Genomic DNA, 26009 nt, shown 5'->3' with positions numbered 1-26009 from the left:
CGGTCCTGCGGGTGCTGCTGTGCACCGCGGTGCGTCACGGGGTGCTGACGCAGCGACCGAATCGATTCGGTACTTAATCGATTCGGCGAGTATGGCTCAGGCGGATCGGGACTGTCAACGACGTCGGATCACGGACGGGTCACGGTCGCCGAGGGCGCTCCGTCCTCGGGCGGACCGCCCCTCAGGCGCGAGCGGTCGAGGCGCGCCTGACGAGCTCGGCCGGGGCGGTCTGCACCGTCTCGCCCGGCCCCACGTCTCCCTCGACGCGGCGCACGAGCAGGTCGCCGGCCGCCCTGCCCATGGTGAACGGGCGGCGAGCCAGGGCCGTGATCGAGGGGGAGGCGACCTCGGCGATCAGGGAGTCGTCCCAGCTCACCAGGCCCATGTCCGCAGGGATGCTCACCCCCAGGTCCGACGCCGCACGGAGCGCCCCGATCGCGATCAGATCGCTCGAGGTGATCATCGCGGGCCGGGAGCAGAATCCTCGATCCGCCTGCCAGAAGGCCTCTTGGCCCGAGGAGATCGTGTACCGCCCGGCCCGGTGCGCATGGGCGAGGCCGTGCTCGGCGCACAGCGCCTCGATCAGCTCGAGGCGCCGCCTCTCGTGCGCGTACTCGAGCGGGCCGGTGAGCTGGAGACACCCGTCGTAGCCGAGTGCGGCGACGTGCTCGACCACGGACGCCGCGTCCTCCGGCTCGGCCGAGGCGACCTTCACGAAGTCCTCCGGTCCCTCGTAGTGGCCCAGCACCGCGAAGTCCATCCCGAAGGACTCCAGCACCGCGGGGCGGTGATCGTCCGTGGCGAGATCCAGCAGCACCACCCCGTCGACGCGGCGCTGGTGCGACCAGGTGCGGAACACCTCGATCTCCTGCTGCCCCCCTCCCTGCACGAAGCGGATCAGCAGCTCGTAGCCGTGCGCGCTGGTGGCCGATTCGATGCCGGCGGTCACCGAGGAGTAGAAGGGTTCGCGCGAGACCTCCTCGGGATCGCGCACCAGGACCAGGCCGATGTTCCCGCTGCGACCGCGGCGCAGGGCCTGCGCACCGGAATGGGGCGTCCATCCCACGGCCCGGGCATGCTCGAGCACTCGCTCACGAGTCGCCGCGCCCACCCCGGGCTTGCCGTTGAGCGCGTAGCTCACGGTCGCCGGCGAGATCCCCAGGTCCCGGGCGATCGTGGCGACGGTGGGGCGGGACGAGGGCTTCTGCGGCATGCGGGGTCTCCGGATCGTGGGCGGGCCGGCCGCGTCGCGGCTGGGCACATGATAGGTCCGGCGCGCTGATCACCCGCCGGATGACCTGTCGCCCTCGGTGGGGTGCGGCCGGGGCCGTAGGGTCGGGGCATGTCGCTGCCCACCGCCGCCGCCCCGACCGAGGTGCGCCTCGCGCACTGCCTGCTCGACGCCGACGGCGCCGTGCTCTCCGCCTCCCGTGCCGACGATCCGTTCTACGCCGCGAGCACCATCAAGCTGCACGTGCTGCTGGCCGTGCTGCGCGCCGCCGAGCAGGGCGAGCTCGACCTCGACGCGGAGCTGCCCGCGGCGCGCACCTTCACCGGCGCCGACGGGGAGGAGTTCACCCTGTCCGGCGATCACCTCGATCCCACCCACCCCGAGCCTGGCGCCCCGATCGCGCTCCGCGACCTCGCCACGCGGATGATCGACCGCTCCAGCAACGAGGCGACCGATCAGCTGCTCGAGCTCGTCGGCCTGGACGCGGTCGCGGCGGTCGTCGGTGAGCTGGGGCTCACCGCCACTCGGGTCGAGAGGCTGATCGGGGACGCCGCGGCCCTCGAGCGGGGCCTGACCAACGAGACCTCCGCCGCGGACCTCGCCCGCACCATGCGCCACCTCGTCGCAGGCCCCGGCCTCTCACGCGACTCCCGCGAGCTCGCCCTCGCGGCGCTGCACGCGCAGACGATCCCGATCATCGGGAGCGTGCTGCGCGACGGCGTCCGATGGGGGTCGAAGTCCGGGTGGGTCGACGGGTACCGGCACGACGTCGCCGATGTCGAGGATCCCGCCGGGGCCGGGCACCGGATCCTCGCGGTGATGACCGCGGGACTCGCGGAGGATGAGGCCGATGCGCGGATCACCGCACTCGCCAGGGAGCTCCTGCCCGGTCTCACCGCCTGAGAGCGGAGCTCGAGGGGGCAGGCCGCACGCGGCTCAGGCGTCGATCACGCGACGCGCCCCGGCGTACTCCCCGGTCGGGTCGTACTCGGTCAGCGACATGATCTCCACGCTGCGGGAGGCGTTCGGGGCCTGCATGATCAGGTCGTCCCCGAGGTACAGGGCGACGTGGCGGATCGAGTCGCCGCCCGGCTCCGTCGCGAAGAACACCAGGTCGCCGCGGCGCAGGTCCTCCCGCGCCACCTCCGCGAGACCGGAGTGGTTCATCTGGTCGCCGGCATCGCGGGCGATCCGGATGCCGTGGTGGTGGAAGAGCGTGTACGTGTACCCGGAGCAGTCGAAGCCCCAGGCGCTCACGCCCGCCCACAGGTAGCGCAGGCCCAGGAAGCGCTCGCCGGTGGCGATCACGTCCTCGACCGTCGGTGCCGGCGGCTGCTCGCCCTGCGCGCGCACCATCACGTCGGCGGAGGGCAGATAGGCGGGACGACCGCCGGGGACGGCGACCTTCACGGCCTTCGCGGTGCGGCCGAGCACCGGCAGGATCGTGTCGAAGGAGACGTCGATCCCGGGGTGGTTCCCGGACGGCGTCCCGGTGAGGGTGCTGGTCAGCGCGGTGACGGTCGCGGTCTGGGAGGTCTCGGCGCGGCGGGCGAAGCCCTCGTCGACCACGAGATGGGAGACCGGGACCCAGCCGGGGTAGCCGCGCGGATCGCGCGGGGTGGACTGCGCGGTGACGACCACGTGGGCCCATTCCCCGTCGATCTCGTCGACGATCACCTCGCTGCCGAGCACCGCCTGGCTCTCCAGCTCGCCCGTCAGCCAGCGGCGGGTCTCGGTGTCCTCCATGTTCGCGTTCCAGGCGTCGAGGTCGACGGGGGCCGACACCGCCGGGTCGTCGATCCCGGGCCGGTTCGTGCGCGGATCGACCCACAGCGTCGTCGCGGAGACGGCGACATGGGCGCGATCGCCCGGCGCGGGCGCCGTGCCGGCGGCGGGCCGCGGCGCGGGGGCGGCGGAGGCGGGGCCGAGCGCGGCGAGGGAGGCGACGGCGAGACCGGCGGTGCCGGTCGCGGCCAGGCGCAGCCCGTCGCGTCGGGTGAGGTCGGGGAATCGGCGGATGGTCATGGCATCTCCTTCAGGGGGTCGGCGCCGGGGCGCCGACGGGGGAGGGGCGTGCGGGATCGGGGACGGTCGGACATCTGGCTGCTCACCGATCACCTCCCTCGGCGTCCTCGTCGGGGCGGAGCAGCTCGAGGCCGAGCCCGGGCCCGCCCGCGAGGCGCAGCATGCCGTGCTCCTGGACGATCCCGCCGCGGGGCAGCGCGGAGGCGAACCAGGCCGGCGGGTCCAGGTCGATCATCGTGATCGCCGGGTGCGCGAGCGCCAGGTGCGCGGCGGCCGTGATCGAGATGCGCGGCTCCATCATGGCCCCCAGCATGCATTCGATCCCGGCCCGACGTGCCGCCTCGGCGACCTCGATCGCGCCGCGCAGCCCGCCGGTCTTGGCGAGCTTGATGTTCAGCAGGTCGCAGGCCCGCGCCTCGAGGAGCCGGTGCGCATCGGCCGCCGACCACACGGCCTCGTCGGCCATGATCGGCACGGACACCGCGGCGGTGACGCGGGCGAGCCCCTCCACGTCGCCGGCCGCGACGGGCTGCTCGACGAGCTCGACGGGCAGGCCGTCCTTCTCGAACCCGGTGATGATCCGGACCGCCTGGTCGGGCAGCCAGCCCTGGTTCGCATCCAGCCGCAGCCGCGCCGACGGGGCCGCCTCGACGACCGCGGCGAGCCGCTCGCGGTCCTCGGCGATGTCGTGGCCGAGCTTGATCTTCAGGATCTCGTGCCCGGCCGCGACGGCCTCCCGCGCCCGCTGCGCCATGGTCGCCGGCTCCTCGAGGGAGACGGTCATGTCGTTGCGCATCGTCTCCTCGGCGCTCCCGCCCAGCAGCTCCACGAGCGGCCGGCCCGCCGCACGTGCCCAGGCGTCGTGGAGGGCGACCTCGAGCGCCGCCTTCGCGCTCGTCGCCCCGGGCATCGCCCCCGCGATCCGGGCGGAGAGCTCGCCGATCGTGCCCCGTGCGCCGCGCAGCGCGGCGCCGAGCGGCCCGTCGAGCGCGGCGAGGATGCTGGCGGCATCCTCTCCGGTGACCGCGACCGTCTCCGCGGCCGAGCCCTGCCCGACCGCTCCGCCGGCGATCTCCACCTCGGCGACCACGTACTCGACCGCCTCGGTGCGGCGGGCGGCGGTGACGAAGGGGTGCCGCAGCGGCGCCCGGTGGTGGTGGCGGCGCACCGCCACCACCTCGAGCGTCGCTCGGTCGGCGCCGTGCTCCATGGTCCCGGCGGTCACAGTGCGGACATGATCTGCGCCGCGGCGAGACCGAGGAAGGTGCCCAGGAACGAGCCCATCAGCGCCATCAGCACGCCGACCGGCACGAGCTGGCGGTTGAAGGCACTGGCCACGACCGGCGCGGAGGCGATCCCGCCGATGTTCGCGGTCGAGGAGACAGCGATCGAGAACAGGTCGGTGCGGGTGAGCTTGGCGTAGACGACCATGATCGCCAGGTGCACGAGCACGACCAGAAGGCCGATCAGCAGGTACAGGGGCGCCTGCGTGAGCGCGGAGAAGTCCGAGCCGGAGGCGATCTGACCGATCACCACGAACAGCATCAGCGTCGCGATCTCCGTGGACCCGCCGATCCGGCCCAGCGGCGTCTGGGCGATGACGAGACCGAGCACCGAGACGATGACGATCGTCCAGGTGGTGGCGTTGACGACGTCGCCCAGCTCCGGGAGCAGGCCGCCGATCCAGGTCGCGACGACGGAGACGAAGATCGAGCCGAAGACGACGGTCGCGAGGGACTGCACGGTGATCGGCGACTGCTCGGTCTCGAGGTCGTCGCCGTGGTCGGTCAGGTGCGTCGAGCGGGCCTTCGTGAATCGGTCGAAGCGGCCGGAGACGGCGACGGAGGAGAAGGCGACGGTGAGCCAGATCGAGTAGATGAGCGTGTCGGTGATCAGGGCGTAGCCGAAGATGTTCTCCGGCGCCTGGAGGATGTCCTGCACCGCGACCATGTTCGCGCTGCCGCCGGTCCAGGAGGCCAGCAGTGCGCCGAGCACCTTCCACGCCTCCGGGTGCAGGGCGCTCTGGAAGACGAGGAACACGCCCACCATCGCCACGAACAGGGAGGCGGCGGAGACGGCGTAGGTCAGCAGCAGCCGCGGGCCGAGCTTGATGATGCGGCGCAGGTCGCAGCCGAACAGGAACAGGAGGATCATCGCCGGCAGGACGACGTCCTTCACGGCGGCGATGGGGGCGCGGGTCGCGTCGTCCTGCCCGAACACCCCCAGGGAGTTCAGCGCCGCACACAGCAGGTACATCAGCACCATGCCGGGCACGTACTTGAACAGCTTCCAGCCGGTGGTGCGCTCGAGCACGATCAGCGCGCACGAGAGCGCCAGCAGGACGCCGAGCATCAGCAGTCCGTCGGTGATCACGGGGTCTCCTCGGTGAGTGGGGAAGGGGATGCGGCCGTGCCCCCGGCGGCTCCGGGGACAAAAAATCGGAAGCACCGGGAACCGGCGCCTCGGGCGAGGCGCGGTGCGGTGCTTCCGACGGGATCCGGTTCGGTGAGGTTCCGGGCGGACGGCTGCGTGTATGCGGTTATGACTCCTGGCCGGGGAGGGCCGACAGGTCGCGGTACTTCGCGGCGGCGCTGCGCACGGCGGCGGCGAGAGCCTTCTGCGAGGACCCGTGGTACCTGTCGGTGATCGACTCCACCAGGGCGTCCTCCTCGAGCAGGGACCGACCGACCACCAGCTCGCGGACGAACTCGACCGTGAGCGTCAGTGTGGCGGTGCAGTCGGCTGCCTGGATGACGTGGGTCTCAGTATCGACGACGAGGCCGACGAAGAACAATCCCCACTGCGTCGTGATCGGATTGTTGCTCGGGGACTTCGCCTCCCCCGTGAGGTAGATCGTGCGGGTCATCCGGTGATCCTATGCGGGTCCTGGAGATGAGGCGCGGCCGACGACGGGAGCGGCCCCGGGCCGGGCGGTGCCCGGCCCAGGGCCGCAGGTCATGGGAGGGAGGAGGTCAGCGGAGGTTCGCCGGACCGGCCTGCTCCGCGGCCTTCTCGGCCTCGGCGCGACGCTCCTCGCGCTGGGTGTCGAGCTCCTCGGCGTTGTCCGCGGGGGCGGACTGCGTCATCAGCGCACGCTTCTGGGCGGCGGGCTGGAGGTCGACGAACTGGCCGCCGAGCTCGCCGCGGACGCGGTTCTCGGAGCCGGTGGGCGCCGGGTCGTTGCCCTCGCCGGTGAGGTCGCCGCGGATGATCGTGTCGGTGACGTCGACGCCGTCGGTGTTGTCCGAGGCGGTGACGTCGCCGCCGAAGTAGGTGGCGCCCTCGCAGGTGATCTTCTGACCGCCGGACCCGAGCTGCACGCCGGCGTTGCCGGTGAGGGTCGCGTCGCCGTCGAGCTCGCCGGCGCAGAAGGTGGTGCCCTCGGTCGCGCCGGTGACGGTCAGGTTCCCGGCGACGGTCGAGTCGAGGATGTCGGTGAACTCGGAGTTCTCGCTGGTCACGTTGCCGCCGATGGTGTTGCCGCTGAGGTGAACGAGGCCCTGGGCGACGTTCACGCGGCCGGTGATCGAGGAGTCGTAGGAGTACAGGAAGGGCGAGGCGCCCTCGGCGGCGCGGCCGTTGTAGTTGCCGTCCACCGCGGACTCGTCGAGGTAGACGCCGTAGCCGCCGTTGGAGACGACGTTGCCTGCGATCTCGGAGGTGGAGGCGTCGAAGTAGCCGTCGCCCTGGACGAGGACGCGGCCGTCGACCGAGGAGTCGGTGATGAGGAGGTCGGCGCCGGCCTGGACGCGCACCTCGCCCTCGATGGTGACGTCGGTGAGGACGCAGGACTTGCCCTTCGCCACGACGAGGTCGCCGGGGACGGTGACCGAGGAGGCCTCGCCGTCGCAGCGGGTGGTGAGGGCGGCGCTCGCGGAGCCGGCGGTCGCGGCGATGCCGGCGGCGGCGAGGGCGGCGGCGGAGAGGAGGGTCACGGAACGGGAGAGGGTGCGCACTGGGGCTCCTTGGTCGCCGCGCCGGGCAGGGCGGGGCTGTGGGGTTCGATAGTGGTGCGTGACGACCGTAGCGACTCACATCACACCGGACAATCGATTCGGCCAGATTCGCGGGAGTTCACCGAGATTTCCCCTGCTCGTGCCCCGAGCGACCAGCTCTCGTCCCGCTCGCCCCGACCGCAGGTCAGAGCGGGAGGCGCACGTAGGTCGTCTCGAGGTACTCGGCGAGCCCCTCATGGGAGCCCTCCCGGCCCAGCCCCGACTCCTTCACCCCGCCGAAGGGGGCCGAGGGGTCGGAGGCCATGCCCAGGTTCACCGCGACGATCCCCGACTCGAGCCGTCCGGTGACGGCCGTGACCTCGCCGAGGTCCTCGCCCATCACGTAGGCCATCAGCCCGAACTCGGTGGCGTTGGCCGCCGCGATCATCTCCTCGACGTCGTCCAGCACCGTGATCGGCGCGAGCGGGCCGAAGATCTCCTCGCGCTGCACGCGCGCGTCCCGCGGCACGTCGGCCAGCACCGTCGCCTCGTGGAAGAAGCCCTCGCCCTCGCCGGTGCCGCCGCCGGTGAGCACCTTCGCGCCGCGCTCGACCGCGTCGGCCATCAGCTCCTGGACGGAGTCGACGGCGGCGGCGTCGATCAGCGGTCCGAGGGTGGTGGCGGGATCCGCGCCGGGGCCGAGCACGAGCTGTCGCGTGCGCTCGACCAGCCGGTCGGTGAACTCCTCCGCCACGGAGGAGTGGACGTAGAAGCGGTTCGCGGCGGTGCAGGCCTCGCCGTTGTTGCGGAACTTCGCGAGCATCGCCGCCTCGACCGCGGTCTCCACATCGGCCGACGGGAGGACCAGGAAGGGTGCATTGCCGCCCAGCTCCATCGAGGTGCGCAGCACGTGCTGGGCGGACTGCTCGATGAGGGTGCGGCCCACCGCGGTGGAGCCGGTGAAGGAGACCTTCCGCAGCCGCGGATCGGCCATCAGCGTGGAGGAGAAGGTCCGCGAGTCGCTCGTGACCACGCAGTTCACCACCCCGTCCGGCACTCCGGCCTCGGCGAGGATCGCCATCAGCGCCAGCGAGGTCAGCGGCGTCTTCTGCGCGGGCTTCAGCACCACGGTGCAGCCGGCCGCGAGCGCCGGGCCGATCTTCCGCGTCCCCATCGACAGCGGGAAGTTCCACGGCGTGATCAGCAGGGTGGGGCCGACGGGTCGGACCGTGGTGAGCACGGCGTGGTCGGCGGCGGGGGCGTGGCGGAACCGGCCGGGCTCGCGCACCGCCTCCTCGCTGAACCAGCGCAGGAACTCCGCGCCGTAGCTCACCTCGCCGTACGCCTCGGCGAGCGGCTTGCCCATCTCCAGGGTCATCAGCGCCGCGAGGTCGTCGGCCCGCTCGTGGCACAGCTCGTAGGCGCGGCGCAGGATCTCCGAGCGCTCGCGCGGCGTGGTCGCGGCCCATTCCTCCTGCGCGGCGCAGGCGGCGTCCAGGGCCTTCGCGCCGACGGAGGCGGCGTCGGCGTCGACCACACGGGTCAGCGCCGCGCCGGTGGCGGGGTCGATCACCTCGAGCGCGGCGGTGCCGCCGAGGAAGCGGCCGCCGACGAAGGAGCTGGTCGGGGTGCGCTCGAGCACCTCCGCGATCCGGGTGGGGGTGAGGGCGGGCTGCTGGGACATCGGAACCTCCTGCGTCGACGGATGTTTCCTCCAGTCTGCACCCGTCCCGCCCCGCCGTGCCCGTTCGTTCTCAGTCGTGCCGGGCCGCGCTCAGCCGGCGGCGAGGGCGTCGACCGCGCCGATCAGGCCCAGGTGGCTGAAGGCCTGGGGGAAGTTCCCGACCATGCGGCGGTGCGTCACGTCGTACTCCTCGGCGAACAGGTGCAGGTCGTTCCCGCAGGCGAGCAGGGTCTCCATCAGTTCCTCCGCCTCGTCCCGCCTGTCGGTGGCGGCGGTCATGGGACCAGTGCATCACGGACGGCCGGCCGACGGTCCTGAGCCGGCGACGAGGAACCGTGGGCGAGCGGGGCAGCCGGACTACGGTGAGCCCATGACGAACTCCGGGAGCAGCCTGTCCGTGGACGTGCTCGTGATCGGCTGGGGCAAGGGCGGCAAGACCCTCGTCGCGACCCTCGCCGGCCTCGGGCAGAAGGTCGCGATGGTCGAGCAGTTCGCGTCGATGCACGGCGGGACCTGCATCAACATCGGCTGCGTCCCCACCAAGACCCTCGTGCACGACGCCCAGGAACGCCGCGAGGACGATGACGCCGCCTCCTACTGGGCACGGGCCGTCCAGCGCCGCGACACCCTCATCGGGACGCTCCGCGACGTCAACCACCACCTGCTCGCCGACCTCGACACGGTCACCCTCGTCGACGGCCGCGCCCGCTTCGTGGGCGAGCGGACCGTGGAGGTCAGCGGCGGCGAGGACCGCCTCACCGTCACCGCGCCGACGGTCGTCGTGAACACCGGCGCCGTGCCCTCGCGACCGGACCTGCCCGGGATCGACTCCCCTCGGGTGCACGACTCCACCTCGCTGCAGCACGCCGACCCCTTCCCGCGGAGGCTCGCCGTGGTGGGCGCCGGGCCGATCGGGCTCGAGTTCGCCTCGATGTTCGCGGGCTTCGGCGCCGAGGTGACGGTGCTGAACCGTCGCCCCCGCCTGCTGCCCGCCGAGGACGAGGACGTCGCCGCCGAGGTGCAGTCCGTGCTCGAGGGCGACGGCATCACCGTGCTGCACGAGGCGGACCTCCGCGGCGTCGAGGACGGCCCGGAGCAGGCGCTGCTGCGCCTCGACGTCGCGGGGCGGTCGCGCCAGCTCGCGGCCGACGCCGTCCTGCTGGCCACCGGGCGCCGCCCCGCCACCGACGACCTCGGGCTCGAGCCGGCGGGCATCGACGTGGACGAGCGCGGCGCGATCGTGGTCGACGAGCACCTGCGCACCAGCGCCCACGGCGTCTACGCGCTCGGCGACGTGCACGGCGGCGCCCAGCAGACCTACCTCTCGCTCGACGACCACCGCATCGTCCTCTCCCAGCTCACCGGCGACGGCTCCCGCTCCACCTCCGACCGGGTCGCGGTGCCGACGACGACCTTCCTCACCCCGCCGCTCGCGGCCGTGGGCCTCACCGAGGCGGAGGCACGGGAGCAGGGACGGAACGTCCTGGTCGCGACGCAGAAGGTCGCCGCGATCAAGGCCATGCCCCGCCCGAAGACCCTCGGCGACCCCCGCGGACTGGTGAAGATCGTGGTCGACGCGGGCACCGACGAGATCCTCGGCGCACGACTGTTCCACGTCGACGCCCAGGAGGTCATCAACCTGATCGCCCTCGCGATGCGCGCCGGCACCACGGCGACGCAGCTGCGGGACGGGATCTGGACCCACCCCTCCTCGACCGAGGCGCTCAACGAGACGCTCGGGAAGCTCGCGCCGGTCGAGTGAGCCGCGGGCGCGGCGGGTCCTCGGCCGGGGACAGCGTCTGCCCCGCCGTGCTCCGCTTCGCCCCGCCGACCGTCGGCCCCGGCAGGGTGAGGCAACTCATCCACCAGCGAACCCCCTGATCGCAGGCGCTTTCCCGACCCTTTTCCAGGGTTCTCCGAGGGTTCCTCGACGGAAGTCCGAGGCACGGTGCGGAGCGTGGGTCCATGAACTCCACCCCGCCCTCCTCCCCGGCGCCTCCTCACTCCCCGCAGGGCCCCGACGCCCCGCCCGTCGAGGACGCGGCGGGCGCCTCGGCATCGGAGATCAAGAGCCTCTCCGTGCCCGGCCTGCTCGCCGGCGGCGCCGCCGCGGCGACCACCTCCGTGATCGGCGGCCAGCTCGGCATCAGCGGCACCGTGCTCGGTGCCGCGATCACCTCCGTGATCTCCGCGGCCGTGGTCGCCTTCTACACCGACTCCGTCAACGGCACCGCCCGCAGGCTCAAGCAGGTCAAGGCCAAGGCGGGGGAGAAGGCGCAGCCCCGCGTCCGAGGCGGGGAGGTGCACTCCTCCCGCACCCGCCGCGGTGCGGGCGAGGACAGCGCCGTCGGGACGGACGCCGCCGGGACGTCCGAGCACCGGGCCGGTGCGGACGGCGCCTCCGGGGAGACGCCGGGTCGCGGCCGACGGATCGGGAGGATCGCCCTGATGAGCGTGGTCATCGCCCTGCTCGGCATGGCCGCCGTGTTCGGCGTCCAGCGTCTGACCGGCACGGAGCTCTCCCCGGGCACCGGCGAGATCCAGCGCTCCGTCACCGGCACCGAGCACGTGGCCCCGCGCGAGGACTCCGTCGGCACGACCGAGGACGGGACGTCCGAGGACGGCACCGGCGAGGACGGCACGCAGCAGCAGGACGGGACGGAGCAGCAGGACGGCACCGGCGAGCAGGACGGTCAGGACGGCACCACCGTCGACCCGCAGCAGCAGGACAGCACGACCGACGACGGCACCACCGGCGACGGCAGCTCCTCCGGCGGAAGCTCCTCCGGAAGCGGCGGCCAGGACGGCGGCGGCGCCTCCGGGAGCGGGTCGTCCGAGAGCGGCAGCTCCGGGAGCGGCTCCTCGGGCAGTGCGAGCTCCGGCAGCGCTGCCTCGGGCAGCGGATCGGGCTCGACCGGCTCCGAGAGCTGACCCGTCGGCGGCGCCTCCGGCAGGTCCGGCCGCGCGGGGCCGAGCGGTCCCAGGTGGCCCGGCCTGTCGGCGCTCAGGCCTGCCCGTCGTCCTCCGTGCCGCCCGCCCCGGCGACGAACTCGCGCAGGTGGGCGGAGAGCTCGAGGCGGCTCGGCTCGTGGCAGTACATCATGTGCCCTGCCTCGTAGTACTCCACCCGGATCCGCTCGGCGTAGTCCTCGCGCGGGATCGCGAGCTGGGCGAGCACGTGCTCGCTGGCATGGAACGGGGTCGCCGCGTCGTGATAGCCGTGGGAGACCAGCACCCGGGTGTGCGGGGACTTCCGCAGCACGCGGGCGAGATCGGAGGCGACCTCCACCGAGCGGTTCTCGAAGTCCTTGTAGCTCCACGGGTGCACGCGACCGGACATGATCTCGTAGACCACGTCGGAGGAGAACTCGAGCTCCCCGCGCAGGTAGTGGTTGATCGCCGCGGTGTAGCTCGGGGCGAGCTGGTCGATCGACGGATCGGTCTCCATCCGCGCCGCGTTGCCGTCCCCGGCGGGCGCCGTGAAGCGGCCGTCGATCCGGCCGGTCACCAGGCCCTCGTCCCGCAGCAGCTCGGCGAGGAAGGCCTGGTGCTCCACGCGCAGGTCCGCGCGCTCCACCCAGTCCGGGTCCACGCCGATCAGCGCCCCGATCCGGGCCGCGGCCTCCTGCTTCTGCGCGGGGTCCAGCCGCAGCCCCGCCGCGAGCAGCGCCGGGTACTCCTGCTCGGCGAAGGCCTCGGCCTCGTCGACCACGTCCTGCAGCAGTCGGTCCTCGTGCTTGCCGTGGGCGTGGGCGATCGCGGCATAGGTGGGCAGGTAGTGGAGGTAGGGGCGGTCGTTGCCGGGGGAGAACACGATCGTGCCGAAGTCCAGCACCGGCGAGATCAGCACGATCCCGGCGACGGCGAGGTAGTAGCGGTCCAGCAGTCGGGCCGCGACGGCGGAGGCGCGGGTGGTGCCGTAGGACTCGCCGGCGAGATGGACCTCGGAGGTCCAGCGGTCGTTGCGGGTCAGCCAGTCGATGACGAAGGCGGCGATCAGGTCGCGGTCCGCGGCGAGGCCGTGATGGCGGTCGGGCTTCTGCCCGGGCGCGGGGCGGGAGAAGCCCGTGGTCATCGCGTCGACCACGACGAGATCGGCGTCGCGCAGGATCGTCTCGTGGTTGTCCAGCAGGCGGTGCGGGGGAGCGGCGGGGGCTCCCGCGTCCCCGGAGTCCACGCGGCGCGGGCCCAGCAGGCCCAGGTGCAGCCAGACGGTGGAGGCGCCGGGGCCGCCGTTGAAGGCGAACACCACCGGGCGGGGCTCCTCGCCCGGGGAAGTCGCGACGTAGGAGACGGAGAACAGCTCCGCGTAGGGCTTGCCGCGGCCGTACTCCTCGCCGTCCGGCTCCTCGCGCAGCACCACGGTGCCGGCGGTGGCGGTGTAGTTCAGCGGGCCGTCCTCGAGCGCGAGGCTGTGCAGGGTCGTGACCAGGCGGTCCTCCGGGGCGGTCCGGTCGGTGTCGGAATCCGGGCTGCTGCCGGTCGCGGGGGAGGTGCTGGGGGCGGCGGGCTGGTCGTTCACACGAGCTCCTTCGTCGGATGCGGCATCGCGCTCGATGCTACGCGGGCCCGCTGCGCGGGCCCTCCAGCGGAAAGGGGACGTGAGCGGCACGCCGCGGAGCTCAGCCGCGCAGCGTGCCGCTCACGTCCCCTTCGTGCGGACGCGGCGGCGAGATCAGTCCAGCGCAGCGATGTCCTTGGACTCCTCGGCGCCGGGCTCGTTGTCACGCACGACCATCCGGATCGGGTCGAGCTTCGTCCAGACCACGAACAGCACGCCGACGACGAGCATCGCCAGGCCGGCCCACAGGTTCGCGTTCATCCCGTCGGTCTTCGCCGCCTCGTCGGGCGAGAAGGCCACCAGGCCCATGATCACGAGGATCAGACCGAACAGGCCCAGCAGGGTGCCGATGAAGTTGCGGATGTCGAACGCGCCGGCGGTCTGCACGGTCGCGTCGGCCGGGACGTCGGCCCCGGCGGGGGTGTTCTCCTCGGAAGTTCTCATTGCTTCTCTCCTCCGTCTGCTCAGGCGAACGCGATGTTCAGGACGATGACCAGGACCAGGGCGATGCCCGCCATCGGCACCGGGCGGCGCCAGAAGGGCATGTCCTTCTCCTCGGGGTCGATCAGATCGGCCCTCGGCGTCTCCGAGTAGACCAGGCCCTTGAGCTCGTGGGCGGGCTTCGGGGCGGTGATCTGGGTGACCGCGACCGAGACCACGATGTCGACCACGAAGGCGGTCGCAGCGCTCATGAACGCGAGGCCCTGGCCTGGCAGGGAGAAGACCCCGAGGAAGGTCGAGGAGCCCCACAGGATCACGGCCGAGAGCGTGCCCGCGACCAGGCCCGTCCAGCCGGCGGTCGGCGTCATCCGCTTCCAGAACATGCCCAGGATGAACGTCGCGAACAGCGGCGCGTTGAAGAAGCCGAACAGGGTCTGGAGGTAGTCCATCAGGTTGGAGAACTGCGCGGCGATCAGCGCGGTGAAGATCGCGATGACGCAGGCCGCGGCCGTCGCGAGCCGGCCCACCTTCGTGTAGTGGTCGTCGGGCGCGTCCTTCTTCACGTACTGCTGGTAGAGGTCGTAGGAGATCACCGTGTTGAAGGCGGAGATGTTCGCGGCCATGCCGGCCATGAACGCGGCGAGCAGGCCCGCGATCGCGACGCCGAGCAGGCCGTTGGGCAGCACGTCCCGCATCAGCAGCAGCAGGGCGTCGTTGTAGTTCACGCCCGTCGCAGCAGCGCCCGAGGCGTCGCCCGCGTGGTCGAGCTGCTTGAACTCGGTGAGCTCCCCGACCAGCACCGCGGCGATCATGCCGGGGATGATCACGATGAAGGGGATGAACATCTTCGGGAAGGCGCCGATGATCGGGGTCATCCGCGCGGCGGTGATGGACTTGGACGCCATCGCGCGCTGCACCTCGACGAAGTTCGTGGTCCAGTAGCCGAAGGAGAGCACGAAGCCCAGGCCGAACACGATGCCGATCACGGACAGCACGGGCGAGTCGAAGCCGGAGAGGGCCTGGCCGGGCCAGGAGTGCAGCTGCTCGGAGCCGAGCATCCCGTCGCCGGCGATGCGCTCCTTCATCCCGGACCAGCCGCCCACGCGGTGCAGGCCGATCAGCGTCAGCGGCAGCAGCGCCGCGACGATCACGAAGAACTGCAGCACCTCGTTGTAGATCGCGGCGGAGAGGCCGCCGACGGTGATGTAGAAGAGCACGAACGCGGCGGCGAGCACGAGGCCCACCCACATCGGCCAGCCCAGCAGGCGGTTCACGATCGTGGCCAGCAGCGAGAGGTTCACGCCCGCGATCAGCAGCTGTGCGACCGCGAAGGAGATCGCGTTGACCAGGTGCGCGCCCTTCCCGAAGCGCATGCGCATGAACTCGGGGACGCTGCGCACCTTGGAGCCGTAGTAGAAGGGCATCATCACCACGCCGAGGAACAGCATGGCGGGGATCGCGCCCACCCAGAAGTAGTGCATCGTCGGCATGCCGTACTGGGCGCCGGTGGCGGACATGCCCATGATCTCGACCGCGCCGAGGTTGGCGGAGACGAAGGCGAGTCCGGTGACCCAGGCGGGCAGCGAGCGGCCGGAGAGGAAGAACTCGATCGAGGTGGAGACGCCGCGCTTGGCGTACCAGCCCACACCGAGGACGAAGACGAAGTACAACGCGATGATCGCGTAGTCGATCCACTGGGCGTCGAGGCGGAGGTCGACCATGAGGCGGTTCCTTGGGGACGGGGAGGGGGTGCCCGGGGCTGCGCCGTGGTCGCTCACGGGGCGGCGGCTCGGGTGCTGAGCGCCGACGTTACCACCGCGGGCGCGCCCGTGGTCGGCCGATCGGGGCGATCGCGGGACGGATCCGGGACCTGTGTGGTATGTGGCAGGCCGACGGGTGGGAGGTCCTGCTCAGCGCCCCCGCGCGCTGCGGCGGAGGAGCCGGCCCACGCTGCGGGCCGGCCCGGTCCCCGCGGCGAGGTACGCGCCGAGCAGCACGGTGGCACCGCCCGCCACGACCGTCAGCGGGTCGCGACCGCCGCGTGCCCTGCCCGCTCCGGCGGCGGCGACCCGGCCGAGGCTCACCAGCAGCGCGCTCATGGTGATGCCCGCGATGATCCGGTCCCCGGTCGACTCCACGCGCTCGATGACGGGGTCGAGATCCCCCGCCTCGAGCCGCACCCGGATGCCGTGCGCGTCGTAGTCGTCCAGCAGGTGCTCGAGGCGCTCCGGTGCCTCCGTCCCGAAGCGCAGGGCGTCCATCCCGGTCGCGGCGGCGCGGCGCAGGAGGGCCAGCGGGCCCCAGATCTGGGCGAGCGCCACCGGGACGACCTCCTGCAGCACCTCGGTGATGTGGAAGGCGGGGTCCAGGGCGATCGCGCTGGACTCCGTGAGCACGAGCATGCGCAGCAGCTGCGAGATCTCCGGCGGCAGCTGCAGGCGGTGCCGCCTCAGCAGCGTGGTCAGCTTCTCGAAGAACGCGGACAGCGAGATGTCCACCAGCGCCCTGCCCTCGACGGTGTCCAGCAGCGCGCGCACGTCGCGGGCGAAGCGGCGGCGGTCGTGCGCCCCCTGCGGCGGTGCGAGGCGGAGCAGGGCCGCGGCCACGCCGTCGGCGTCGTGCCGGGACAGCGCGAAGGTCAGACGCACGATCTCCTCCCGCTCGGAGGCCGAGAGCTCCCCGGCCATGCCGAAGTCGATCAGCCACAGGCCGCCGTCCTCGCGCACGAACATGTTCCCGGGATGCGGATCGGCGTGGAAGAAGCCATTCACCAGCACCATCGAGACGATCGTGCGGGTCGCGGCGCGGGCCAGCGCGGGCCGGTCCACCCCGGCGGCATCGAGCGCGGCGGCGTCGGTGATCCGCATGCCACGGGCGCGCTGCTCGGTGAGCACGAGCGAGGTGGTCAGCTCCTCGTGCACACGGGGGATGTGCACGACGGGGTCGTCGGCGAGGTCCTCGGCGAAGCGGCGGGCGTTGGCCGCCTCGGCGCGGTAGTCCAGCTCGCGGCGCAGGCTGCGGTCGAAGGCGGAGATCAGGCCCTCGACGTCGACGTCCCGGGCGAGATCCCATTCCCGGGCGGCGATGCCGGCGAGATGGCGCAGGATGTCGAGGTCCGCGATCACCGACTCCTGCACGCCGGGCTTGCGCACCTTGACCACGGCCTCGGTCCCGTCGTGCAGGCGCGCGAGGTGGGCCTGGCCGATCGAGGCCGTGGCGAGCGGGACCTCCTCGATGTGCGCGTACGCCTCGGCGAGCTCGACGCCGAGCTCCTCGCGGAGCGTCGCGGCGATGGCCTCGAAGGGCACCGGGTCGGTCGCGTCCTGCAGCCGGGTGAGCTCCTCGGTGTACGCGGCGGGCAGCAGGTCGTCGCGCGTGGCGAGCATCTGTCCGAGCTTCACGAACGTCGGCCCCAGCTGCTCGAGCGCGTGGCGCAGGCGCGCCGGGCCCGGCAGCGGCCCGCTCGCCTCCCCGGCCCCGGCCGGGCCGGTCGCGGCCTTCGCCAGCAGCCGGCGGCGCAGCACCTCGGGCACGTGCTCGGTCAGCCCGAGCTGGCCGACCAGCGCCGAGAAGCCGTTGCTCACCAGGATCTCGGCGATCTGGCGGTAGCGGGCGGCGGAATGCGGGAGGGCCATGCCCATCTCCTTCGTCGAGGGGAACGTCCCCGATGCTAGAGGGGACGTCGAGTACGATCACGATCCGTGAACGTTCACGCCCTGCGGGGTGTCGCCCCGCGTCCCCCGCGGATACGCTCACGGGGCACTCGACGATGAGGAAGGACGACGTCAGAACCATGGATCCACGTCTTACCCGGCGCACCGCGCTGGCCGGGAGCGGGGCGGGGGTGCTGGCCGGGCTCGCCGCCTGCGCACCACCGAACCCCGGCAGCGTCAACGCGCTCCCGCCGATCCCGCCCAGCGACGGCCCGGTGACCATCACCTACTGGGCCTGGTTGAAGGACCTGCAGAAGGTCGCGGACATCTTCAACGCGAAGCAGGACCGGATCCGGGTGGAGACCACCTGGATCCCCGGCGGCAACAGCGGCGGCTACGCGAAGATCCTCTCCGCCGTCTCCGCCGGCGGCGGGCCCGATGTCGCCCAGGTCGAGCTGCGCCAGGTGCCCGAGTTCGCCCTCGCCGGCGCGCTCGTGGACCTGACCCGCTACGACTTCGCCGCGCAGACCGACGCCTTCGACCCCGGCGCCCTCACCCAGGTGCAGGTCGGGGACTCCTACTGGGCCGTCCCCCAGGACACCGGCCCGGTGGCCACCTTCTGCAACCGCGAGGTGCTCGAGGAGGAGATGGGCCTCGAGCCCCCGGCCACCTGGGACGAGTTCCGCGAGATCGCCGGCACCGTCTCCGAGGCCGGCAGGAGCCTCATCACCCTCGACCCCTCGGACGGCTCCTACCTGATCTCCTGGATGATGCAGTCCGGGGCCGTGTGGTTCCGCCCCGAGGGCGACGGCTGGATCGTGGACATGACCGGCGACGCCTCGATGCGGGTCGCCGAGTTCTGGGACGAGATCCTCGCCGCGAGGATCATCGGCACCGGCTACGGCGCCTTCTCCACGCCGTGGATGGCCGCCGCCGGCGACGGGAACGTGCTGGCCACCATCGGCGGCTCATGGTCCGACGCGCTCATCCAGTCGGTCCCGAACGGCGAGGGCAAGTGGGCCGTGTCGCCCATGCCCATCTGGCCCGACGGCGTCGCCTCCGGTGCGCACGGCGGCTCCTCCGCCGCGATCCTGTCCACCTCGCAGCACCCCGCCGAGGCGCTCGAGTTCCTCACCTGGATGTGCACCGACCCCGAGGGGATCGACGCGATGATCGAGTTCTCCGGCATCGGCTGGTCGCCCGCCAAGGACTACATCGGCGAGGTGCGCCAGCAGCCCTCGGAGTTCTTCTCCGGCCAGAACTACAACGAGGAGGTGATCCTGCCGATGGCGCAGGGGCAGAACCTCGACTGGACGTGGGCGCCGATGATGCAGCGCGCGCAGGACATGGTCGGCGACGGGATGAGCACCGCCGTCACCGGGGAGGTCCCGCTCGTGGACATGCTCCCGGCGACGCAGACGCGGATCGTCGAGATCATGCGCGACATGGGACTGGACGCGGAGGAGGCACGATGAGGTCCAAGAGCGCACCCTGGATCCTGCTGGCACCGTTCCTGATCGTCTTCCTCGGCACGATGATCGTGCCGATCGTGATGGCGATCGGGTACTCCTTCAGCTCCGTCGAGCGCTCCGGCCTGCTCGGCGAGGGCGGGATCACCAACTCCTTCGCCGGGTTCGACAACTACGTCAAGGCCCTCTCCAACGTGAACTTCGTGGAGTCGATCGGGCGCATGATCCTGTTCGGCGTGGTGCAGGTGACCGTGATGATCGTGGCCGCGGTGGTGCTCGCGCTGCTGCTGGAGAGCGCGAACGCGAAGTGGCCCGGCTTCTTCCGCGCCACCTACTTCCTGCCCTACGGGATCCCCGGCGTGATCGCCACGATCCTGTGGTCGTTCCTGTACATCCCCGGCCTCTCGCCGATCGTGGACGTGCTGCAGCTGGTGGGGATCGAGATCGACTTCCTCGGCCCGAGGATGGTGCTGTGGTCGATCGCCAACATCGTCACCTGGACCTACACCGGCTACAACATGCTCATCATCATCGCCCAGCTGAAGGCGATCCCCGGTGAGCTCTACGAGGCCGCGAAGATCGACGGGGCGAGCTCCTTCCGGGTCGCCACCTCGATCCAGCTGCCGCTCATCCGCCCCGCCGTGATGCTCACGGTGATCTTCTCGATCATCGGCACCCTGCAGCTGTTCGCCGAGCCGCGGCTGATGCAGACCATGAGCGCCGGGATCACCTCGGAGTACACCCCGAACATGTCCGCCTACGCCTTCGCGTTCCAGTACAACGACATCGGCATGGCGGCCGCCCAGGCCGTGATCATCGCGGTCTCCGCATTCCTCCTCTCGGCGATCGCGCTGGGAGTCTCCTCCTGGACGGAGAAGCGTCGATGACCACTTCGCACCCCACCCACGACACCGCCCGCCCCGATGCCGACGCGGCCTCCGGGCGCCGACGGGCCGCCTCCCGGCGCGCCGCCGCCGAGTCCCGCACCGGGGCCCGCGACGCCGGCCGCAAGCCCACCACCACCATCCTGGTCACCGCGATCCTGGTGATCGTCGCCCTGTACTTCCTGGTGCCCGTGTACTGGGTGGTCATCAACGCCACCAAGTCCACCGAGGACCTCTTCGGCACCAGCGGGTTCTGGTTCGGCGAGAGCTTCCAGCTGGTGGAGAACCTCCGCTCTGTGCTCAGCGCCAACGACGGGATCTTCCCGCGCTGGGGCCTGAACTCCGTGCTGTACGCGGGAGTGGGCTCCGTGCTCGCCACCTACTTCGCCACCGCGGCCGGCTACGCGCTGGCCAAGTACCGCTTCCCGGGCCGACGCTTCGTGTACGTGCTCGTGCTGGGCGGCGTGCTGGTGCCCGGCACCGCCGTGGCGCTGCCGCTGTTCTTCCTGTTCAGCTCGATCGGGATCACGAACACGTACTGGTCGGTGCTGATCCCGTCGCTGGTGAGCCCCTTCGGGCTGTTCCTGGCCTCGATCTACGCCAGCGCCGCCGTGCCGGACGAGCTGCTGGAGGCCGGCCGGATCGACGGCGTGGGCGAGCTGGGACTGTTCCACCGCCTCGCCCTGCCGCAGCTCACCCCGGCGATCGTGACCATCCTGCTGTTCCAGTTCGTCGCGATCTGGAACAACTACATGCTCCCGCTGGTCATGCTCGCCGACGAGAAGCTGTACCCGATCACCCTGGGCCTGGACAACTGGCGGGCCCAGACGGACCGCCTGCCGGAGTTCTTCCAGCTCACCACCGGCGGCGCGCTGCTGTCGGTGATCCCGCTGGCGATCCTGATCCTGGTGCTGCAGCGCTTCTGGCGCGGCGGCCTCACCGAGGGCTCCGTCAAGGGCTGATCCCGCCCCGCCACGAGCGGCCGTTGCCACGACCGCCCTCCACCGCGACCGCCCCGCACCCCGTGACCACGGGGGCGGGGCGGTCGTCGTCGCGCGGGCTCATGGGAGCACGACATGGCATATATGCCACGTCGTGCTGCCGAGCGCCCGTACGCAGCGCCGCCGGGACCGTGGCGCGGCGGCGTGCGTCCTCGGCGCCGCCCGAGCCCGCCCGCTTTCGGAATCCGGTGGCGGGACGGCTCCGGGTGCTCTTGGATGGAGTGATGAGCTCCTCCCGCGGCCCTGCCCCCGTCCCTGCCCGACGCCCCGCGCCGACCGCGGACCGGCTCCCTTCCCCGCCGCGGCGGCGCTCCGTCCTCGCCGCGGCGGCGGCGCTGCCCCTGGCCGGGGCCGGGCTGTCGGGCTGCGGCGTGCTCGAGGGGATCGTCGGTGACGACATGGAGCCGGACCTCGTCTCCGAGCTGCCGCGCCGGAAGCCGGCCGAGGCCGACGGGATCGGCCGGCGCGTCGTCCCCTTCACCGCCCGCCTGCTCGCCGGCATCGATCGCGAGCCGGTCAACGCTGTCTGCTCCCCGCTCTCGGCGCAGACCGTGCTGACCATGGCCGCGCTGGGCGCGGCGGGGGACACGCTCGCCCAGATGGAGGAGGTGCTCGGCGGCACGGTCGAGGAGCTCGCCACCACTGCCAACACGCTCTCCGCGGTGCTCGCCGCCGTGGGGGACGCGGCCCGGGAGGAGGACGACCCCGAGGGGCCGGAGCCCGCCGTCGCCTCCCTCGTCAGCAGCACCTGGCTGCAGGAGGGCATGCAGGTCGAGCAGGGCTTCCTCGACGGGCTCGCCGAATGGTTCGGCAGCGGCGTCTTCGAGGTCGACTTCCTCGACGAGGCGGCGCGCGAGGAGGGCCGCGAACGGATCAACGACTGGGTGCTCGCGCAGACGAACGACCTCATCGCGGAGCTCGTGCCCGACGGGGCGCTCTCCGACCGCACCCGGGCCGTGCTCGTGAACGCCCTGCACCTCAAGGCGGCCTGGCGCAGCCCGCTCGAGCGGCGCGGCGGCACCTTCACCACCGACGAGGGCGAGGAGCTCTCCGTCGAGCTGCTCCACGGCAGCACCTCCGCCTGGTTCGAGGACTCGGTGTGCCGCGCCACCGCGCTCGAGGCCGCCGGCGGCGAGCTCGCCCTCGCGCTGGTCCAGCCCGCCGACGGCATCGGCGAAACGATGGACGCCTGGGCCGAGGTGGCAGGAACGTCCGCGGCGGGCCTCGGCGGGCTGCTCGACGGGCTCGAGGACTCCTCGGAGCAGGTGGACCTCGCCGTGCCGTCCTTCGACATCGCCTGGGACTCCTCCCTGGTGGCGGTGTTGGAGGGGCTCGGGATGACCGAGGTGTTCTCCGCGGCGGCGGACCTCTCCGGCATCACCGCTGAGGAGGACCTGATGATCACCGAGATCCTGCAGAAGGCCGTGATCACGGTCGACGAGGTGGGCATGGAGGCCGCGGCCGCTACCGCGGCGATCGCCGGCACGACCGCCGCCCCCGTCGAGCCGAAGGAGCTCGTCCTGGACCGGCCGTTCCTGTTCGTGGCCTATGAGCGCTCGACCCGCGCGCCGCTGGTCGCCGGCTGGATCGGGGATCCGCGGCAGACCAGGTGAGGGCGGGCCGTCGTCCTCCTCCCTATCTGCGAGGATGTCGCCCATGAACGACCTGGTGGTGCCCCTTGTCGTCGGCCTGGTGGGCCTGCTCATGATCGGCCTCGGGCTCTGGCTGCGTGCAGGATGGCCGGCGGCGATGCGTCGCTGGATGAACCCGCTCTCGGAGAACTGGATGGAAGAACGGGTGGTGCTGCTCGGGATGCCGACTGTCGGGGCGCTGCTGGTCTGCCTCGCGGTGGTCGCCGCACCCCATCAGTGGACCGTGCTCCGCCTGCTCGCGATCGCGGGGATGGTGGTGCTGGCGGTCCCCGCCCTGTACTTCCTGATCGCCCCGCTGCCGCTTCCGGGGTTCCTGTACCCGGGATGGGCGCGCCGTCTGCGCGAGGAACGCGAGGCGCAGATGCGCGCGTTCCTGACCGGGCAGGGCTGAATGTGCTGCCCGAGACCATCCTCGGGACAGCGCTGAACAGCACGGGCCGTCCGTCGGCGTGCCCGTGGGCGGGCCGGTTCGCGCAGGCGCTCGTCGGCTGACAGACTGGCGAAAACCGATTCACCGCGGAGAGGGCCGACGACGAAGTCCGCCGCGCTCGCCGAGGAGCACCGCGTCGAGTGCGCCGCCCGCGCCGTCCCCGCCATCGAGGAGGACTGAATTCCATGACCACTGACCTGCGCATCGGCGTGATCGGCATGGGTGCCCGCTCCGATCTCGCGTCCCATGCCCACCGCCCCGGTGAGGGCTCCCGCGTCACCGCCGTCGCCGACCCGGCCGAGCGCGGCCGTGATCTCGCCCGCGAGCGCTTCGGCGAGGACGTGGCGACCGCCCGCTCCTTCGAGGAGCTGCTGGCCGAGCACGAGGTCGACGCGGTGATGATCCTCGCCCCCGACTTCGCGCACGCCGGCATCGCGCGGCAGACCCTCGCCGCCGGGATCCCCACCTTCTGCGAGAAGCCGATGGCGATCTCCCTCGAGGACGCCGACGGGATGCTCGAGCTCGCGAAGGAGAAGCGGGCCCGGCTGTACATCGGCCACAACATGCGGCACATGCCGGTGGTGCGGCAGATGAAGGCGATCGTCGACTCCGGCCGGATCGGCAGGGTGCGGGCGATCTGGTGCCGTCACTTCGTGGGTGCCGGCGGCGACTTCTACTTCAAGGACTGGCACGCCGAGCGCGAGAAGGCCATGAGCCTGCTGCTGCAGAAGGGTGCCCACGACATCGACGTGATCCACTGGCTCGCCGGCGGCGCCACCCGCCGCGTCTCCGGCATCGGCGACCTCGCGGTCTACGGCGACATCACCGACCGCCGCGACAACTCGGACCGCCGCATGGGGGAGTGGTACGACGAGGACATCTGGCCGTCCACCGCGCAGAAGGAGCTCAACCCCGTCGTCGACGTCGAGGACATCTCGATGCTGCAGATGACGCTGGACAACGGCGTTCTCGCCTCCTACCAGCAGTGCCACTTCACCCCCGACTACTGGCGGAACTACACCGTGATCGGGGACGCCGGACGGATCGAGAACATGGGCGACGGCGCCGGCGACCAGATCCACCTCTGGACCTCGCGCCGCTCGGGACCGGGCAGGCCCGATGACGTCGTGGTGATCGCCCGCGCCGAGGGCGGCCACGGCGGCGCCGACCCGAGCCTCGTCGCCGAGTTCCTGCGCTTCGCCCGTAGCGGCGGCCGCACCGAGGTCTCCGTGATCGCGGCTCGCGAGGCGGTGGCGACCGGGGTGCGCGGCGCGGAGTCGATCCGCTCCGGCGGCGTGCCGCTCGAGGTGCCGCCGGTGGCGGACGAGATCAGGGAGTACTTCGACGGCGGACAGGTCTGAGGTCGCGCGGTCCCGGTGCAAGCCGCCTGCGGAGATCGTCCATCAGGGCGCGGAGCTGCTCGCGGCCGAGGACCCGCTGCTCACGGTCGTCGACGGGACCGAGGTCATCACAGCGCAGGAGATGCACCTGCTCGGCGACCAGCTGCACCCCACGCCCGAGGGCTACCGGGTGATGGCCGAGCGGCTCGCGCCCCGGATGGCCGAGGCGCTCGCGGAGTCTTGCCTCACCCCTTCTGTCGCCCCTTGAAGCGGGGCTCCTCCTTGTTGATCACGTAGAGCCGGCCGCGGCGGCGCAGCACCTGGGCGCCGGGGCGGGCGGCGAGGGAGCGGAGCGAGGAGCGGACCTTCAGCGCGTCCCCTGCCCGTAGCGGCGGCGGAAGCGCTCCACGCGACCGGCGGTGTCCAGCACCTTCGACTGCCCCGTGTAGAAGGGGTGCGAGGCGGAGGAGACCTCCACGTCGATGACCGGGTACTCCTGGCCATCGGTCCAGGTGATGGTGCGCTCCGAGGTGGCTGTGGAGCGGGTGAGGAAGGAGAAGTCGGCGCTCGCGTCGCGGAAGACGACGGGCCGGTAGTCGGGATGGATGGACGGCTTCATGGGATGTCCTCCTTCAGAGGATGGGGTGGGGCGAGCCGGAGCTCACCAGCTGGACTTCGTCACGCCCGGCAGCTCGCCGCGATGGGCGGCCTGGCGGAAGCGCACCCGGGAGAGCCCGAACGTGCGCAGGAACCCGCGCGGACGGCCGTCGATCGCATCGCGGTTGCGCAGTCGGGTGGGGCTCGCATCGCGCGGCAGGCGCTGCAGCGCCCGCTGGGCGAGCACCTTCTCCGCGGTCGTCGCCTGCTTGTCCTTGATCGTGCACTTCAAGGCCGCACGCTGCTCGGCGTATCGGGCCACGGTCCCGCGGCGCCGTGCGTCGGCGGCGATCTTCGAGGTCTTCGCCATCAGCGCTCCTCGCGGAACTCGACGACCTCGCGCATCCGGGGGTCGAACTTCCGCGCGACGAGCCGGTCGGGGGTGTTCCGACGGTTCTTGGTGGTCATGTACGTGAATCCGGTGCCGGCGGTGGAGCGCATCTCGATCACGCCTCGGATGTCGTTCTTCCTGGCCATAAGGGGTTTCCTCTCAGATCTTCTCTCCGCGGGCGCGGATCTCGGCGACGACCGCCTCGATCCCGCGGCGGTCGATGGTGCGCAGTCCCCGGGTGGAGACGCGCAGGCGCACGGTGCGACCGAGCGACGAAACGAAGAACCTCTTCGTCTGCACGTCGGGGTCGAAGCGCCGCGAGGTGCGGCGGTGCGAATGGGACACGGACTACCCGAAGCGGGGAACCGCTCCGGTGACTTGACAGCGCTGGGACATGGGCAGCGATACTAGTAATGAGAATGGTTATCGTCAAGCAGGAAGTGCAGAACCCATGCCCGCGAGCCGCTCCTCGAAGCCCGTCTCCCCCAACCGCTCCCGGGGGCTCAGCATTCCCGCCCTGTCGCGATCGTCACGGCGCTCGACGAGGTGCTGCGCGACGCCCTGGTGGCGAGCCTCCTCCTGGACGCCGAGGGACTCCTCGCCCTGCGCTACGAGGTCGTCGAGGACTCCTCCGCGCTGCGACGCCTCGTCGTCGCGGCCGGCGGGGTGCGCGAGCACGAGCTGGTCGACCTCGCCCACCCCGCAGGAGTGGGCG

Annotated in this window: 27 protein-coding genes and 1 pseudogene; 10 read left to right on the top strand and 18 right to left on the bottom strand. The window is 71.9% G+C overall.

Annotation, left to right across the window (positions count from 1 at the left end; genetic code table 11):
- Window positions 1-181: 181 nt before the first annotated feature.
- Window positions 182-1213, bottom strand: coding sequence for a LacI family DNA-binding transcriptional regulator (locus tag RBL05_RS08485; RefSeq protein WP_308739879.1), 1032 nt, complete (start codon window positions 1211-1213; stop codon window positions 182-184).
- Between the two features lie 129 nt (window positions 1214-1342).
- Here RBL05_RS08485 and RBL05_RS08480 point away from each other — a divergent pair, with 129 nt between their 5' ends.
- Window positions 1343-2134 (top strand): serine hydrolase, encoded by a 792-nt coding sequence (locus tag RBL05_RS08480; RefSeq protein ID WP_308739880.1) that lies wholly within the window; start codon window positions 1343-1345, stop codon window positions 2132-2134.
- A gap of 33 nt (window positions 2135-2167) precedes the next feature.
- Here the strand turns inward: RBL05_RS08480 and RBL05_RS08475 are convergent, their stop codons facing one another.
- The 7 genes and pseudogenes from RBL05_RS08475 to RBL05_RS08445 form a co-directional block, all read right to left on the bottom strand.
- Window positions 2168-3256, bottom strand: coding sequence for a C40 family peptidase (locus tag RBL05_RS08475; RefSeq protein ID WP_308739881.1), 1089 nt, complete (start codon window positions 3254-3256; stop codon window positions 2168-2170).
- Window positions 3257-3338: 82 nt separating this feature from the next.
- Window positions 3339-4481, bottom strand: a complete 1143-nt coding sequence (locus tag RBL05_RS08470; RefSeq protein ID WP_308739882.1) for a dipeptide epimerase — start codon at window positions 4479-4481, stop codon at window positions 3339-3341.
- Window positions 4478-5629 carry a DUF819 domain-containing protein gene (locus tag RBL05_RS08465; RefSeq protein WP_263311005.1) on the bottom strand — a complete coding sequence of 384 codons (1152 nt, stop codon included), beginning with the start codon at window positions 5627-5629 and terminating at the stop codon, window positions 4478-4480. Before RBL05_RS08465 ends, RBL05_RS08470 begins: the two co-directional genes overlap by 4 nt.
- Before the next feature lie 166 nt (window positions 5630-5795).
- Window positions 5796-6122 carry a DUF3870 domain-containing protein gene (locus RBL05_RS08460; protein ID WP_308739883.1) on the bottom strand — a complete coding sequence of 109 codons (327 nt, stop codon included), beginning with the start codon at window positions 6120-6122 and terminating at the stop codon, window positions 5796-5798.
- Window positions 6123-6228: 106 nt separating this feature from the next.
- On the bottom strand, window positions 6229-7212 hold the full coding sequence (locus RBL05_RS08455; RefSeq protein WP_308739884.1) for a hypothetical protein: 984 nt from the start codon (window positions 7210-7212) through the stop codon (window positions 6229-6231).
- Window positions 7213-7396: 184 nt separating this feature from the next.
- Window positions 7397-8875 carry an NAD-dependent succinate-semialdehyde dehydrogenase gene (locus RBL05_RS08450; RefSeq protein WP_308739885.1) on the bottom strand — a complete coding sequence of 493 codons (1479 nt, stop codon included), beginning with the start codon at window positions 8873-8875 and terminating at the stop codon, window positions 7397-7399.
- A 90-nt stretch (window positions 8876-8965) separates the two neighbouring features.
- A pseudogene (locus RBL05_RS08445) lies at window positions 8966-9130 on the bottom strand (glycoside hydrolase family 15 protein); the annotation flags it as partial.
- A gap of 115 nt (window positions 9131-9245) precedes the next feature.
- Between RBL05_RS08445 and RBL05_RS08440 the strand changes: the two are divergent.
- Together RBL05_RS08440 and RBL05_RS08435 are read left to right on the top strand one after the other, a co-directional pair.
- On the top strand, window positions 9246-10637 hold the full coding sequence (locus RBL05_RS08440) for a dihydrolipoyl dehydrogenase family protein (protein WP_308739886.1): 1392 nt from the start codon (window positions 9246-9248) through the stop codon (window positions 10635-10637).
- A gap of 203 nt (window positions 10638-10840) precedes the next feature.
- Window positions 10841-11806: a hypothetical protein gene (locus RBL05_RS08435; protein ID WP_308739887.1), complete on the top strand. Its 966-nt coding sequence runs from the start codon at window positions 10841-10843 to the stop codon at window positions 11804-11806.
- A 73-nt stretch (window positions 11807-11879) separates the two neighbouring features.
- On the opposite strand, the gene RBL05_RS08430 is transcribed toward RBL05_RS08435, so the two are convergent.
- The 4 genes from RBL05_RS08430 to RBL05_RS08415 form a co-directional block, all read right to left on the bottom strand.
- On the bottom strand, window positions 11880-13397 hold the full coding sequence (locus tag RBL05_RS08430; RefSeq protein ID WP_308739888.1) for a S10 family peptidase: 1518 nt from the start codon (window positions 13395-13397) through the stop codon (window positions 11880-11882).
- A 153-nt stretch (window positions 13398-13550) separates the two neighbouring features.
- Window positions 13551-13880 carry a hypothetical protein gene (locus RBL05_RS08425; RefSeq protein ID WP_308739889.1) on the bottom strand — a complete coding sequence of 110 codons (330 nt, stop codon included), beginning with the start codon at window positions 13878-13880 and terminating at the stop codon, window positions 13551-13553.
- Between the two features lie 20 nt (window positions 13881-13900).
- Window positions 13901-15598 carry a sodium:solute symporter family protein gene (locus tag RBL05_RS08420; protein WP_318604305.1) on the bottom strand — a complete coding sequence of 566 codons (1698 nt, stop codon included), beginning with the start codon at window positions 15596-15598 and terminating at the stop codon, window positions 13901-13903.
- 189 nt (window positions 15599-15787) lie between these two features.
- Window positions 15788-17512 carry an ABC1 kinase family protein gene (locus RBL05_RS08415; protein ID WP_318604304.1) on the bottom strand — a complete coding sequence of 575 codons (1725 nt, stop codon included), beginning with the start codon at window positions 17510-17512 and terminating at the stop codon, window positions 15788-15790.
- A gap of 158 nt (window positions 17513-17670) precedes the next feature.
- Here RBL05_RS08415 and RBL05_RS08410 point away from each other — a divergent pair, with 158 nt between their 5' ends.
- From RBL05_RS08410 to RBL05_RS08380, 7 genes are all read left to right on the top strand, one after another.
- Window positions 17671-19005 carry an ABC transporter substrate-binding protein gene (locus tag RBL05_RS08410; protein ID WP_308739891.1) on the top strand — a complete coding sequence of 445 codons (1335 nt, stop codon included), beginning with the start codon at window positions 17671-17673 and terminating at the stop codon, window positions 19003-19005.
- Window positions 19002-19886: a carbohydrate ABC transporter permease gene (locus RBL05_RS08405; protein WP_308739892.1), complete on the top strand. Its 885-nt coding sequence runs from the start codon at window positions 19002-19004 to the stop codon at window positions 19884-19886. Before RBL05_RS08410 ends, RBL05_RS08405 begins: the two co-directional genes overlap by 4 nt.
- Entirely contained in the window at window positions 19883-20845 is a 963-nt protein-coding gene (locus RBL05_RS08400; RefSeq protein WP_308739893.1) for a carbohydrate ABC transporter permease, read from the top strand. The genes RBL05_RS08405 and RBL05_RS08400 overlap by 4 nt, the downstream gene beginning before the upstream one ends.
- Before the next feature lie 263 nt (window positions 20846-21108).
- On the top strand, window positions 21109-22497 hold the full coding sequence (locus RBL05_RS08395) for a serpin family protein (protein WP_308739894.1): 1389 nt from the start codon (window positions 21109-21111) through the stop codon (window positions 22495-22497).
- Between the two features lie 43 nt (window positions 22498-22540).
- Window positions 22541-22927 carry a hypothetical protein gene (locus RBL05_RS08390; protein ID WP_318604303.1) on the top strand — a complete coding sequence of 129 codons (387 nt, stop codon included), beginning with the start codon at window positions 22541-22543 and terminating at the stop codon, window positions 22925-22927.
- A 224-nt stretch (window positions 22928-23151) separates the two neighbouring features.
- A complete protein-coding gene (locus RBL05_RS08385) occupies window positions 23152-24327 on the top strand; it encodes a Gfo/Idh/MocA family protein (RefSeq protein WP_308739896.1) in 1176 nt (391 codons plus the stop codon).
- A gap of 121 nt (window positions 24328-24448) precedes the next feature.
- Complete coding sequence (locus RBL05_RS08380; protein ID WP_318604302.1) at window positions 24449-24574, top strand: hypothetical protein; 126 nt, start codon at window positions 24449-24451, stop codon at window positions 24572-24574.
- Here RBL05_RS08380 and ykgO read toward each other — a convergent pair.
- The 6 genes from ykgO to RBL05_RS08350 all read right to left on the bottom strand — a co-directional run bounded on the left by ykgO (window position 24552) and on the right by RBL05_RS08350 (window position 25993).
- Window positions 24552-24677: a type B 50S ribosomal protein L36 gene (gene ykgO / locus RBL05_RS08375; RefSeq protein WP_308741193.1), complete on the bottom strand. Its 126-nt coding sequence runs from the start codon at window positions 24675-24677 to the stop codon at window positions 24552-24554. The two genes, RBL05_RS08380 and ykgO, sit on opposite strands and share 23 nt — an antisense overlap.
- Window positions 24674-24925, bottom strand: a complete 252-nt coding sequence (locus RBL05_RS08370) for a type B 50S ribosomal protein L31 (RefSeq protein ID WP_263312097.1) — start codon at window positions 24923-24925, stop codon at window positions 24674-24676. The genes ykgO and RBL05_RS08370 overlap by 4 nt, the downstream gene beginning before the upstream one ends.
- Before the next feature lie 42 nt (window positions 24926-24967).
- Window positions 24968-25273, bottom strand: a complete 306-nt coding sequence (gene rpsN, locus RBL05_RS08365) for a 30S ribosomal protein S14 (RefSeq protein WP_308739897.1) — start codon at window positions 25271-25273, stop codon at window positions 24968-24970.
- Window positions 25273-25440 carry a 50S ribosomal protein L33 gene (gene rpmG / locus RBL05_RS08360; protein WP_308739898.1) on the bottom strand — a complete coding sequence of 56 codons (168 nt, stop codon included), beginning with the start codon at window positions 25438-25440 and terminating at the stop codon, window positions 25273-25275. The genes rpsN and rpmG overlap by 1 nt, the downstream gene beginning before the upstream one ends.
- Before the next feature lie 13 nt (window positions 25441-25453).
- Window positions 25454-25639, bottom strand: a complete 186-nt coding sequence (gene rpmB, locus RBL05_RS08355) for a 50S ribosomal protein L28 (RefSeq protein ID WP_263312100.1) — start codon at window positions 25637-25639, stop codon at window positions 25454-25456.
- Between the two features lie 84 nt (window positions 25640-25723).
- Window positions 25724-25993 carry a hypothetical protein gene (locus RBL05_RS08350; protein WP_263312101.1) on the bottom strand — a complete coding sequence of 90 codons (270 nt, stop codon included), beginning with the start codon at window positions 25991-25993 and terminating at the stop codon, window positions 25724-25726.
- Window positions 25994-26009 lie beyond the last annotated feature (16 nt).

This window comes from Brachybacterium sp. GU-2 (genome assembly GCF_030866705.2).
GTDB classification, from domain to species: domain Bacteria; phylum Actinomycetota; class Actinomycetes; order Actinomycetales; family Dermabacteraceae; genus Brachybacterium; species Brachybacterium conglomeratum.
Note: the sequence above shows the minus strand (reverse complement) of the source record. Positions and strands in the feature narration are given on the sequence as shown.